This window comes from Chromohalobacter sp. HP20-39 (assembly GCF_033052815.1).
In the GTDB taxonomy this organism is placed as follows: Bacteria; Pseudomonadota; Gammaproteobacteria; order Pseudomonadales; family Halomonadaceae; genus Chromohalobacter.
On record NZ_JAWHTP010000003.1, the window covers coordinates 122,284 to 135,091 of the forward strand.

At 62.5% G+C, this 12,808-nt stretch carries 14 protein-coding genes; all 14 read left to right on the forward strand.

The window, feature by feature from the left end:
- Window positions 1-70: 70 nt before the first annotated feature.
- A complete protein-coding gene (locus RVY79_RS07135; RefSeq protein ID WP_317463404.1) occupies window positions 71-2,077 on the forward strand; it encodes a cell envelope integrity protein TolA in 2,007 nt (668 codons plus the stop codon).
- 262 nt (window positions 2,078-2,339) lie between these two features.
- Window positions 2,340-3,299, forward strand: coding sequence for a hypothetical protein (locus RVY79_RS07140; RefSeq protein WP_317463406.1), 960 nt, complete (start codon window positions 2,340-2,342; stop codon window positions 3,297-3,299).
- 292 nt (window positions 3,300-3,591) lie between these two features.
- Window positions 3,592-4,059: an LAGLIDADG family homing endonuclease gene (locus RVY79_RS07145; RefSeq protein ID WP_317463407.1), complete on the forward strand. Its 468-nt coding sequence runs from the start codon at window positions 3,592-3,594 to the stop codon at window positions 4,057-4,059.
- 203 nt (window positions 4,060-4,262) lie between these two features.
- Window positions 4,263-5,030 carry a hypothetical protein gene (locus RVY79_RS07150; RefSeq protein ID WP_317463409.1) on the forward strand — a complete coding sequence of 256 codons (768 nt, stop codon included), beginning with the start codon at window positions 4,263-4,265 and terminating at the stop codon, window positions 5,028-5,030.
- A 56-nt stretch (window positions 5,031-5,086) separates the two neighbouring features.
- Window positions 5,087-5,488 (forward strand): hypothetical protein, encoded by a 402-nt coding sequence (locus RVY79_RS07155; protein WP_317463410.1) that lies wholly within the window; start codon window positions 5,087-5,089, stop codon window positions 5,486-5,488.
- A gap of 3 nt (window positions 5,489-5,491) precedes the next feature.
- Window positions 5,492-6,184, forward strand: coding sequence for a DUF6682 family protein (locus RVY79_RS07160; protein ID WP_317463411.1), 693 nt, complete (start codon window positions 5,492-5,494; stop codon window positions 6,182-6,184).
- A complete protein-coding gene (locus tag RVY79_RS07165; RefSeq protein WP_317463412.1) occupies window positions 6,181-6,738 on the forward strand; it encodes a hypothetical protein in 558 nt (185 codons plus the stop codon). The genes RVY79_RS07160 and RVY79_RS07165 overlap by 4 nt, the downstream gene beginning before the upstream one ends.
- A 33-nt stretch (window positions 6,739-6,771) precedes the next feature.
- Window positions 6,772-7,194, forward strand: coding sequence for a hypothetical protein (locus RVY79_RS07170; protein WP_178998732.1), 423 nt, complete (start codon window positions 6,772-6,774; stop codon window positions 7,192-7,194).
- A gap of 13 nt (window positions 7,195-7,207) precedes the next feature.
- Window positions 7,208-8,869 carry a hypothetical protein gene (locus RVY79_RS07175; RefSeq protein WP_317463413.1) on the forward strand — a complete coding sequence of 554 codons (1,662 nt, stop codon included), beginning with the start codon at window positions 7,208-7,210 and terminating at the stop codon, window positions 8,867-8,869.
- Window positions 8,866-9,132 (forward strand): hypothetical protein, encoded by a 267-nt coding sequence (locus tag RVY79_RS07180; protein ID WP_317463414.1) that lies wholly within the window; start codon window positions 8,866-8,868, stop codon window positions 9,130-9,132. The genes RVY79_RS07175 and RVY79_RS07180 overlap by 4 nt, the downstream gene beginning before the upstream one ends.
- Window positions 9,133-9,135: 3 nt before the next feature.
- Window positions 9,136-10,689: a hypothetical protein gene (locus RVY79_RS07185; protein WP_317463415.1), complete on the forward strand. Its 1,554-nt coding sequence runs from the start codon at window positions 9,136-9,138 to the stop codon at window positions 10,687-10,689.
- 8 nt (window positions 10,690-10,697) lie between these two features.
- On the forward strand, window positions 10,698-11,051 hold the full coding sequence (gene avd / locus RVY79_RS07190) for a diversity-generating retroelement protein Avd (RefSeq protein WP_317463417.1): 354 nt from the start codon (window positions 10,698-10,700) through the stop codon (window positions 11,049-11,051).
- Between the two features lie 315 nt (window positions 11,052-11,366).
- Window positions 11,367-12,413 carry an RNA-directed DNA polymerase gene (locus tag RVY79_RS07195; protein ID WP_317463418.1) on the forward strand — a complete coding sequence of 349 codons (1,047 nt, stop codon included), beginning with the start codon at window positions 11,367-11,369 and terminating at the stop codon, window positions 12,411-12,413.
- A complete protein-coding gene (locus RVY79_RS07200) occupies window positions 12,371-12,808 on the forward strand; it encodes a hypothetical protein (RefSeq protein WP_317463419.1) in 438 nt (145 codons plus the stop codon). The genes RVY79_RS07195 and RVY79_RS07200 overlap by 43 nt, the downstream gene beginning before the upstream one ends.

Consider the following 12,808-nt stretch of genomic DNA (forward strand, 5'->3'; position numbering starts at 1 on the left):
TCGGCGCAAAGGGGAGTATGCCCCTGACAAGCTGAACGCCATCCGCAAGGAAGGCGGCGCCGAGATCTACATGATGCTGACCACGACCAAGTGCCGTGCGGCGGCGGCGTGGATTCGCGACATCATGATGCCGGCGAACGAGAAGCCGTGGGGACTAGATCCGACGCCCGTTGCCGAGGTGCCTGACGCGTACCTGAGGCCGCTGGCGGCGCAGATTCAGGCGCAAGCCCAGAAGATGCAGCAGCAGGGCGAGCAGGTGGACATGGCGTCGCTGGTTGAAAACGCCCGTGAGCAGATCCGTCAGGCGGTTCAAGAGAAGGCGGACGATGCCGCCAAGCGCCACGAGGACGTCGTCGAGGACCAGTTGGCCGAGGGCGGATGGGATGAAGCGTTCGAAGCGTTCATCGACGATTTCGTTACCTATCCGGCGGCATTCCTGCGCGCGCCTATCCTGCGACGCGTACCGACTCTAGCCTGGCTGGAAGGCTGGAAGCCGATCAAGGCGGAGACCGTCCGGCCAGAATTCGAGCGCGTCAGCCCCTTCGATCTCTACCCGAGCCCAGACGCTACCAGTATTGATGATGGCGCCTTCATCATCGAGCGCGCGCGCTTCACGCGGGGTCAGCTCAACAAGATGATGGGCGTCGGCAAAGACAGCGGCTACAACGATGAAGCGATCCGTCGAGTGCTGGATCAGTACGGCCAGGGCGGGCTGCGTGATTGGCTTTGGACGGATGGCGAACGCGCCGAACTGGAAGGGCGTGGCCATGAGTGGCTAACTCCGGGCGATACCATCGACGGCCTGATCTATTCCGGCGGCGCCCAAGGCGTCACGCTGCTCCAGTGGGGCATCAATCCCAACGACATCGAAGACCCGCTGGCTGAGTATGAAGTCGAAGCAATCCTGATTGGCCAGCACGTCATTCGCGTTCGCATCAATCGTGACCCACTTGAGCGCCGCCCCTACCACAAGGCGAGCTTCCAGCCGGTACCAGGATCGTTCTGGGGGCAGTCTATCCCCGAATTGATGGCCGATATCCAGGACGTGTGCAACGCCACTGCGCGCGGGTTGGTAAACAACCTGGCCATTTCTTCAGGCCCGCAGGTGGAGGTCTATGAGGACCGCCTGCAACCTACTGAAGACCCGACTGACATCTACCCATGGAAGATCTGGCGCACAAAAGATAGCTCAATCACAGGCAACAACCGCGCGCTGAACTTCTTCCAGCCGCAGAGCAATGCCGCTGAGCTGCTATCAGTGTATGACAAGTTCGAGAGCAAGGCCGACGACGCGACCAACATCCCTCGCTATATCTACGGCAATGAGAACATCGGCGGCGCCGGGGATACCGCGCGCGGGCTGTCGATGCTGATGGAGTCGGCGAACAAGGGTATCAAGGACGCGATTCGGCATATCGATCGCGGCGTGCTCCGGCGCGTGATAGAAGCGCTTTGGCTGCACAACATGCAATACAGTGACGACGAGTCCATCAAGGGTGATGTGGCCGTTGTGGCGCGCGGCTCTAGCGCTATGCTGATTCGCGAGCAGACTCACCAGCTGCGCGAGCAGTTCCTGCAGTTGACCACCAATGACTACGACATGGGCATTATCGGCCACGATGGTCGCCGCAAGTTGCTGGAAAGCATTGCAGGAAAGCTGGACATGCCGGGCCTCATTCCCTCCGAAGAGCAGATGCAGAAGAATCTGGCGCAGCAGGAAGAGGCGCAGCAAAAGCAAGCGAAAATCGAGCAGGCCAAGGCCGAAGCCGAGATTGGCGAGAAGCAAGCGCGCGCCAAGAAGTACGGCGCCGACGCTGGCCAGACGCAGGCCGATGCGGCGCAAACAGAGTCCGAAACCCAGGTCGCGCAGCAGATGGCGCCGCTTGAAGCGCAGAAGCTGCTGGCCGAGATCGCGAAGCTGGTAACGGAAACACAAGGGAGTCCGCATGGACGAACAGGATTGGAAGGCCCTGGCCAGACTGAGCGAGTCGCCGGAAGGAAGGCGCCTGGTGGCGATGATCAAGCTGGAGCGCGAGCAATGCCGGGACAGCCTGGAGCAATGCCGGGACGCCAGTGAGGTGCTCCGCCTGCAGGGGCAGGCCGCCACCTTGGCCACATGGGCCGATAATTTCGAACAAGCGCGAGACGTGGTTCACAAGCGCTTCACCAAATAGCCGCCGGGCCAAGTGCCCGGCCTCACAACAAAGCCGCTCATGGTTCGCCCTGGGCGGCTTTGTCGTGGGTGCGCTCTGGACTGCAGCCAGAACCCGTTACCCGAATCGTGAACCCCGGCTCATGCCGGCTCACAGGTCACGCCGAGAGGCGTCACAGGAGTGAAAATGTCCCTACCCAGTTCCGTACAGGCCCAAGCCGAGGCCGCCGCCAAGCACTTCGAGCCCGCTCCCGAGAACCCCGATGTCGATACGACTACTGGCTCGGCTCCAGGAGAAGAGCACCGAAACCCGCAGGATGAGCCCCCGGCGTCTGACGAGACCAGCCCCGAGGACAAGGCGCAAGCCGCCGAGGACCCCACTAAGCACGAGCCCAGAGACCAGGACGCGCTTTACTGGCAGCACCGCTTCCAGGTCCTGCAGGGCAAATACAACAGTGAGATGCCGGCGCTGCGTCAGGAGAACAGCGAACTCAAGCAGCAGTCTGCCGACAAGGATCGGCGTATTGCAGAGCTGGAACAGCAGTCTACGAGCGCCGACAACGGCGGCGTCTCCGATGACCAGCGGGAAAAGTTCAAGGCTGAGTTCGGCGAGGACCTAGTCACCTTCGTGGAGCGCATGGTTAGTCAGCGCGTGCCGGCATCTCAGGCCGACGCTGGCAATAACCGTGAGCTGTCGGAACGCCTCGAGCGTCTCGAGTCAGAGAAGCAAGAGGACGCTCAGGCACGCTTCTGGGTGAACCTGGAACACCAAGTGCCGACGTTCCGGGAGGTCAATAATGACCCGAAGTTTCATGAGTTCCTCGCGCAGTTCGATCCTCAGACGGGAAAGCAGCGCCAGCAGGCGCTGACCGAGGCTCAGCAGGCCCTGGACGCGAAGGGAGTGGCCGACATCTTCCAGTCCTACCTCAACCAGGCGGCCCCGGCGCCGCGCCCGCAGGTCCCGGAGGATCAGGTCGAACCCCGCACCGCCCGCACCACCGAAGCACCACAGGGCAAAAAACTGTGGACGCGGGGGGAGATCGGCCAGTTCTACCGGGACAAGAACAGCGGGCGCTACAGCGCCGACGAGGCACAGCGCCTGGAAGCCGACATCTTCGCCGCCCAGACAGAAGGCCGGGTCCGCTGACCCGGCGGGCGGTTCCCGATTCCTCGCCGTGAGGCGATAGAGAGAGGTAATACATCATGGCAGGTCCGACTCGTGATGCAGGGCATCCCGATTACTCCAGCTCCAGCACCGCCGGCTTCATCCCTAGCCTTTAACTGACTTTGGGGATGTAAAACCTCTCCTGATTACCGGGGAAGCCTCACTGAGGTAATCCGAGGGAACGCGCTGTAGCCGGTGACTTCTGGTGCAGACATGCTGCAAAGCCGGGCATGATCGAGTACACTTGTTTCATACCTTTTCAATGGGATGAAACATGAAGCTTACACCGGAATACCTAGCAGGGTTTTTTGATGGCGAGGGCTGCATCGATTGTCAGACGATGTACGCCAAGCCACCGTACGAGAAGAGATTCTACGTGCGGCCACGTATCCGTCTTGCCCAGGGCCCAAGCGGCTTCATGGTGCTGGACGAGCTGAAGCGTGAGTTCGGCGGCCACGTCTCGAAAGAGAGGCAAGGCCGCGGCAACCAGAGCAACAGCAAGTCGTGGGAGATTCTGAACAAGAAGGGCATCATCGCGATGCTCGAGTTGTTGGAGCCCCTGCTAGTCATCAAGCAAGAGCAAGCCAGGCTGTGCCTGTGGTGGTTCAAGCACTGCGCAGGCAAGAATGGCTTGCCGGAAGCTGCCCGCAAGAAGTTCGCGGAGCAGCTAAAGCTGATGAAGCGTGACCCGCAGAGACTAAGTGGAGAGGCGATCGCTCAGATTGAGCGGTTGATGCGATAGTCCGAACTGCATGGCGACATGCAGAGGGTGGGAGAAATCGCCACCCCGCTTGGCAAAGCCAAGTCAAACGCGACTGACCTTCGCGTAGTAACAGCAAGGAAGTCTGGTCGGGCAAGCTGGTCGAGAAGCTCTACAAGTCCACCGCGTTCGCCGAGATCTCCAACACCCTCTACGAGGGCGAGATCAAGAACCAGGGCGATACGGTGCAGATCCGCACCACCCCTTCGATCACCATCAACGACTACGTCATCGGTGGCGGTCTCAACTACGAGAAGCCGACCAGCGATAAGGTCGAGCTGCACATCGATCAGGCGAAGTACTTCGCCTTCGAGGTGAACGACATCGACGCCTACCAGGCGGACATCAAGCTGATGGACGACTGGTCCGACGATGCTGGCCAGCAGATGAAGATCGCCATCGACAAGGTGATCCTCGGCGATGTCTTCGCTGACGCCGCAGCCGAGAACGCTGGCGCCGCCGCGGGCGCCGAGTCCGGCAGCTACAACATGGGCGAAGCCGGCGCACCGGTGGCCATCACCAAGGCGAATATCCTCGACGTCCTGGTGGATTGTGGCTCGGTGCTCGATGAGCAGAACTGCCCCGACACTGACCGCTACGTAGTGCTTCCCGCGTGGATGAACGGCATGCTGAAGAAGTCCGACCTGCGCGACGCCAGCGTGATGGGGGACTCCGAAAGCGCATTCCGCAACGGCAAGGTCGGCATGCTCGACCGCTTCACCGTGTACATCAGCAACAACATGTCCACGGTCACCGACGCCACCACCACCCGGAAGGCCACCAACGTCATCTTCGGCCACAAGAAGGCGCTCACCTTCGCCAGCCAGATGACCAACATGGAGACGCTGCCCAACCCCAGCGACTTCGGCAAGCTGGTCCGCGGCCTGAACGTCTTCGGCTACGAGACCATCGACCCCAACGCTATGGGGCATCTCTACGCCGAACGCGGCTGAGCCTGACGCCACCCTGCGGGGTGGCGTCTTCTTTTTGAGGGAATGAGGGAAACATCATGTCATTGATCAAACAGATCGAAGATGCCGAGACAAAAGACCAGCTCGAGGCCATCGGCAAGCAGTCTCCTCTGAGCGTCGATGTCGATAAGCGGAAAGGCGTTGAGACTATCCGCGCCGAACTCATGGAGATGGCCGAGGAAGCGGTCGCCAGTGAGTCTGGCGAGAAGGGTGGCGACGAGAACCAGGGCAATCCGGCCCAAGAAGGCCTCAGCCAGAATCATGGCGAAGGCGATGACGGCACCGCTACCGGCGAGCCTGGCGCCGCCGACGACCACTCCGCGCCAAAGCCTGCCAGCAAGCGCCAGTATTCAGGGCGGCTTCTCAAGAACCGCAAGACGGGGCGCCTGTTCCCGTGGACTGCCCAGCTCGCCAAGAAGCGCGAGATGCAGGAGGTTTAAGCCATGGCCGTCACCACCGTTGGCGCGATCATCGATAACGCGAAGCTGGTCCTTCAGGAGGTGACGGCCGCCGGCACCCGCTGGAAGAACGAAGAGCTGATCGGATGGCTCAACGAATTCTACCAGGCGGCCGTTCAGCTCAAGCCTGATGCCTACTCAATGAACACCGAAGTGGCACTGGAAAAAGGGACTCGCCAGCAGATTCCGTCTGACGGGCTTCGCCTTATTGATGTAATGCGCAATACCGTCGGGGATCAGATGGCCGTCATGGTCACTACGCGGCGGGCACTCGACTCCACTCGGCGCAACTGGCACTCCGACCCGGCAAACCTGGAAGTCGAGCAGTACGTCTTCGATGACCTGGATCCGACCCGGTTCTATGTCTACCCGCCGGCCAAGGACGGCGCCAAGCTGGAGATCATCTACTCAGCGGTACCGACGCCACACAAGGTGAGCGATGGGCTGGACGCCATTCGTGGCGATGTCTTCAAGCTCAATGATGCTTATGTACCGGTAGCCACCGACTACATCCTGTATCGCGCCTACTCCAAGGACGCCGAGCACGCGGCGAACCTCAGCCGGGCGCAGATGCATCGCAATGCCTACATGCAGCAACTCCAGGGCAAGGGGCAAGTTGATTCAACGACATCGCCCAACGCGCCTGACGGATCGACGAATCCGCAGGGGGGTGCATGAAGCTGAGCGATCTAGTCAATCAAGTGGTGCAGGACGTTCCCGAAGCGCCCCTGCTCTCCATTCGCGAAATGCTATCTCGTATGGCGCGAGAGCTGTGCACCGAGGCGGATGCCTGGGTGCAGCGCGGAGAGCCTGTCGTGGTAGCGGCCAACACCGATTATCCGGAGGTGGTTGCGTCTCAGGGAGAGCCGCTACGCATCGTGTCACTCACCTTGGATGGGCGCGAGCGCGTGCAGGGCGACGGATTTCAGCAGCCGGCGCCTAGCGTGATCGAGTTCGACCGTAAGCCCAAAGAGTCGCTGATCTATGGGCGCCTGGCATGCCGTCCTCTCTACGGCGAAATGCCGCCCGAGGAGGTGGTATCTCGCTGGAGCGAGGTGATCGCTGATGGCGCGCGGTGGCGACTGCTGTTGCTTCCGCAACCATGGCGCGACCCCGAGCTTGCCACTTACTACCAAAAGCGCTTCCTGGCCGGCGTAGCCGATGCCAGGCAGTACTCCCGACTCGGCCATGCCCGAGGTGGCGCCCGCGTGAAGGCGAGGCGTCTCATTTAACCCATCGCACGACTTACCGAGAGGTAACGCGACATGTCCGCATTCTCCGACTATCTGGAAGAAGGTGTTTTGCAGCACACGCTGCGCGGCAACTCCCTTCCGACGCCCTCAACTATCTATATCGCCCTGTTCACCAGTGACCCGACCGATGCCGACACTGGCAACGAGGTGAGCGATTCCGCCTACATCCGTCAAGACGCGGCCAAAGGTGGGTCTATCGATTCGGGATGGACCGCTCCCGCCACTAGCGGCGATGGGAAGATGTGCTCCAACGCCAAGCTGATTCAGTTCCCGCCGGTTGCCGATGGCTCGGTGACGGTGACTCACTACGCCCTTTTTGACGCCCAAGCGGGCGGCAATATGCTCTATCACGCACCGTTTTCCGTCTCCAAGACCCTGGAAATCAACGACGTGCTGAGCATCGACATCGGTGGCATGCAGGTCATTCTCCGCTAACTGAGGGCCACCCATGACGGTCCCGTTCAATAGCGCCGTCATCAACGGCGGCGCCTATCCGGTGGTCTGGGCGGAGGGGCTGCTCGAGGCCGACGCTCGGTCATTGGCCGGCGCCGACCGTACCGCTTATGCCATTCTGGCCCCGGCATCCGCCGAGGGTGCCAGTAGCGCCACGCCGGTGCGGCTGGCTAGAGTCAGTGGCAGCGCCGAGGCCGAGGTCGAAACGACCCCCTTTCAGCCGGTGCGCATCACGCCTGGCGCCCCGATCTCGCCCGTGGGCGAGGCCAAGGCATCCGGGGTGCCGTATCGCGCCCGACAGGTGAGTGGCCAGCCCTCCGAGGTCACTGCCGAACTATCCTCTCCCGAGCCGCAGCGCCTGGTACGTATTGCCCCGGAGTACCGTGAGGGCGGCCCGCTCAATGGCGAATCGCTTAACGGCATGGCGACTTGGTCCGATGGGCTGGTGGCCACGGCCGGGGCGCTTACCGAGAGCCGCGTCATCAACGCTCGGCTAATCGATGCCCAAGGTGCCGCCGAGGCCGTCGCCGAAGCGTCTTACCCCGAGATCCCTATTACTCGGGCGATGGACCCGCGCCGAATGCGTACCGCATCGCTGGCGTTCGCGCGTAGCCAGGATGTATCGAAAATCCGTGTCCGTCAGGTAGGGGCAGGCGGGCCTGCTATTGCTCGTGCGCACAGCCGTGCCACGCCGAACGCCATTCTTGGCTTTGGGTGGAGCTATTGCGATGCCGAGTCGTCATTGGCGGCGGCTGATGTCTATGTGGCGCGCGCAGCCTACCCGGGGAATGCCGAGGCTAAGGCCGAATCCAGCACTCAGGCCCACCTGGTCAGGATCATCGAGTTCCTGTTCAGCGCGAATGCGCGCCTAGTTGCTTCGCCGGACATTGTTCGCGACGGCAATCGTTACGCATACGCGTGGGGGAGTGGGCTGGGAGAGGCCGCTGCCTCAAGCCCCATAGCGCGACGCTTTCCGCTGTTCGATGCGGCGCCCATTGAGGGCGTGGCGCAGGCCAGCCTAGTGCCACGCTTCGAGCCGCGCTCGCGGGCGACCTACCAGGCCGAGGCGGGGTCATCGCTGCGTGATGAACGATTGACCGTTCTTCGGCGAGTGCCAGTCACTCCGCGCTTCGAGGCTACGGCTTCGATGCCGGTGGCGCCGACTGTCTTGCGCGATGGTCGCGGCAACGCCATTGGCGAGGCCGGGTCGAGCACGTCCGCTACGCGTCTGATCGCCCAGGAGGCCGGCGGCCAGGCCGTGGCCGTTGGCGAGGCGCTAGGCGACAACGTCGCCACGCTCTATGTGACTGGGAAGGCCGAAGGTGAGCAGGCGCTGTCCGCCGCAGGCGCCGCGCGGCTGGCCTTCATGACGGCCGTCGATGCCGATGGCGCGAGCAATGTGTCGATGGAGGCGTCGGTTTACACCATCGTTGCGGCACAGCCGGTTCGCGCGACGGTTGGCGCCACATCGCAGGCGCTTGCGCTTCGCGTCAGAACAATGGCGCCGGCAGCAATGATGGGCTCTGCCGCCATCCCGCGACGCAGCTTCAAGATCAATGCCGGCGATCCCGCGCCTGCCCAGAGAACCTTCACCGTCCCTCGCGTTGATCGCCAACTGGCGATTCCCTATGCACCTCGGGAGTACCGCATCACATGAAGACCTGGCGAAAGCAACCTAACGACCATATCGACTATGACCTGCTATTCGCGGACTGGCTGGCCGAGGGTGACGAAGTCGTTTCCGTGGACGCCGTGGCGCCGGACGGCATCGAGATTACCCAAGTCGGCATCGAGCCCGGCCGGGTCAAGATCTGGGTTCGTGGCGGGACCAACGGGCAGACCTACAAGTTCTCACCCCTCATTCACACCCAGAGCCGGGTGAAAGAGGTCGATTTCATGATCACCGTGGTGGAGATGTAATTCATGCCGCAAATTTTCATCAACAACGCACGCGGCGTCCTCGCCGCTTCTGTGCCGTCCGGCGAAACCAGTCTGGCCCTCAAGAACGGCGCCCACCTGCCGGCCACGCTGGCCAGTGGCGATTGGTTTCTGATGACCTTGTTCAACGATGCCTCGCGCTATGGCAGCAACATAGAGGTAGTGAAGGTGACGGCCATCACCGACGACGGCGGCGGCAACTACACCCTGACAGTAGAGCGAGGTTACGAGGGCGACGCCATCGTTCACGCCGGCGGCGAAAAGGTAGAGGCGCGCATTACCGCTCAGACCTTGCGCACCCTGCTTGAGGATGCCAAGGCCTACACCGATGCCGAGCTCACGACGCTGCTGGGCTCAGCGCCCGGCGCCCTTGATACGCTGAATGAGCTGGCTGCTGCTCTGGGAGATGACCCCGACTTCGCCACCACCATGACCAACGCCCTGGCGCAGAAGCTCGACGCCAGCAGCTACACCGCTGCCGACGTACTGGCCAAGCTGCTGACCGTGGATGGCGAGGAGTCTGGGCTGGATGCCGACAAACTGGATGGCAAGCAGCTGGCCCAGCTTGAGCAGGATTATCGCGGCTTCGCGGTAACCGTCACACCAACGGCTTTCGCCAAGGCTGATGGCAGCCTGCCGGCCTGGACAGCCCCCACTAGTACCACCCTAGAGACGGCCTCCACCCTGGCTCTAGTCGTCGGCTCCACCCTGGTCGAGATCGCCGCCGGCACGGCCGTGACGCTGCCCAGCCTCTCAGCCGGTACCGATTACACCATCTACGCCGCGACCGACGGCTCGCTCCAGGCGGTAGACGCCGATAGCGCCGCCCCGGCCAATACCCGCGCCGTGGGCGGCCTCCACGCGTCGGCGGGTGGGGCGTCCATCGTCGCCACGTCGCTGTGGGATTTGAACTGGCGCCCCTCGGCGCCCAGCCCGCGCGGTATGGTGCTATCGCTGGATCGACGTATTTGGGTAGACATCTATTTGATGGACACCCAGTACGGCGTCAACGGCTACTCGCGCAACGGCGTACAGATCGCCGATGGCAGCAGCCCGCCGATCACCCCCGACGCCTACGGCGGCAATGGCAGCGACACCTACGCCAACCTGAGCTGGTGGGTCGCCGTGGATATGGTCACTGCCGTTGGCAAGCGGCTGCCGCACTACCAAGAATTCACAGCGTTTGCTTATGGCGTCGTCGAACGTCAGGCCGTGGGTACCGATCCCGGCACCACCCAGTACCAAGCTGGCCACCGCAGCGCATGCGGCGTCGAACAGGTCACTGGCACGCTCTGGCAGTGGGGCGCCGACATCACCGGCACCTCGGCGACCGGTAGCGCCACATGGAATGACTGGGCGGATGGCCGTGGCGACATCTACACGCACTCCATCCGCTCGCCGCGATTCGGCGCGAACTGGAGCGACGGCTCCAACGCAGGCTCTCGGGCCTCGAACTGGGTCAGTCGGCCGGACTACTCCGGCGGCGGCATCTCCGCGCGCGGTGTCTGTGACCACCTGAACTTGCAGGCTGAGCGATAGCGAAGTTTATGAAGGAAGCGCCTCAACGGGTGCAGTCGCTAGCCATCGTCGAGCGCTACGACCAAGCAGTCGCTTATCTGTACCCGATCATCCAAAACATGCCGCGCCGCCACGGCCGGTACCGCGACAAGCTGCTCGATGCGCTGTTGGCGGTGCCGGGGCTGATCTATGTGGCGGCCAAATCCAATCAGGTGAGTCGCATCTATGCGGCAGATGCCGCGCTCGCCGAGCTGCGCTGGCTGTTGCGCTTCGCCGCGGCGCCGGCGCAGAAACTCATCACGCCTCACCAGCACGAGGTGGCCTCGGTCCATCTGGCCGAGGTCGGCAGAATGGTCGGCGCCTGGCAGAAGAACCGGCGCTGAGCATGGGTGGTGCACGGATCGCTCGCCGCTATTCGGCGCGAACTGGAACAACGGCTCCAACGCAGGCTCTCGGGCCTCGAACTGGAACAATCAGCCGGACAACTCCAACGGCAACATCTCCGCGCGCGGTGTCTGTGACGACAGTCTTCTTCCGCCGGGCCGGCCACGGCCACCCGGGGCGACCTTCCTGTGGTCAGCCGTGCACTTACCTCCTTCGGGAAACACACGACCAGGTCCGCGAAACAGGGCGTAGTGAAATATCGAGACCTGCGCGCGGCATTATTCAACCGGCGGAACGCCGGATAAGGGAGAGCATTGGGACAGCGGTACCGCAATCTCATCGGCATGATTGCCGACCCCGACAACTTGCGTGACGCCTATTACAAAGCGGCACGCGGCCGGCGAAGCTCCGCTGGATATCTGAATTTCAAGGAATACGAAGCGGCCTGGCTCGCCAAGTTGCGCCGCGGCATCCTTGACCAGACGTACCGCCCCGGCAAGCCCCGGACATTTTGGGTTCATGAGCCCAAGCCGCGACCGATCACCGCCGCACCGTTTCAGGATCGCGTCGTCCAGCACGCGCTTTGCAATGTCATCGGACCGATCTTCGAGGCCGGCATGCTGCCCCAAGCCTACGCCTGTAGGAAGGGCAAAGGCATGCACTCCGGGGCGATACGAACCCAAGCGATGATGCGCCACCTCGGCCGCAACGGCGCCACCGTCTACGCCCTGAAGACGGATTTCAGCAAGTATTTCTACAGCGTGGATCGCCCCGCGCTGTGGCGGCGAATCGACGCCAAAATCTCATGCCGACACACCGCCTGGCTGATTGAGCAATTCACGCCGCGCACTGGCAAAGGTCTGCCGATCGGCAACCTAACCAGCCAGCTCTGGGCCAACGTCTACGGCACCGAAGTGGACCGGTTTCTGGCGCAGACCATGGGCGTGTCGAATTTCACCCGCTATATGGACGACATCGTGATTCTCGGCCACAGCCGGGGATTCCTGCACGAACTGCGCGGCTGGCTAGAGATGTTCTGCCGCAACGCGCTCGGCCTCACGTTCAGCAAGTGGAGCGTTACGCCAGTATCGGCCGGCGTCAACTTCCTTGGCTACCGCATCTTCCCGAGCCACAAACTGCTGCGCAAAGACAGCGTGCGCCGCGCCAAGCGCAAGATCAAAGCCTACACCCTGGCGGGCGACCGTGAAGCGCTGCGCTTCTTTTTGGCTGCATGGTTAGGCCATGCCCGCTGGGCCGATTCCCACAACCTGCTGCGCAGCCTAGCCGCCCAGCATCGAGCATTGATACAGGAGCACTCATGTTCAGCAAAGACCAAAGCAACGGCCGCGTCATCTGCCTAGAAGACTACGGCCGACTGAAGGCCGGCGCCGTCGTGCCCGAGAGCAACGAGCTGTATGCCGATGTCGAGGCCTGGCTAGCCGAGGGCAATACCCTGGCCGAGTTCGGTGGTTACCCCGAGCTACCGATGACCGCCGAGCAACTGCAAGACTGGCGCGACTCAGCCGTCATCAGCCGCATGCAGGCAGAGATCCAGTTGCATCGCGAGGGTCTGCTCGAGCAGCTCGAGAACATCATCGCCGACCCCGCGACGGACAAGGAGGTCGTCATCGCGTGGCAGAAATCCACGGAAGTGCGGCGTGCCAGCAGCACCGTCGCGGCGCTATCGGAACAGATGGGGCTGACGGATGAGCGGCTGGATCAGATGTTCAAGGACGCGGCACATATAGAGGCGTGA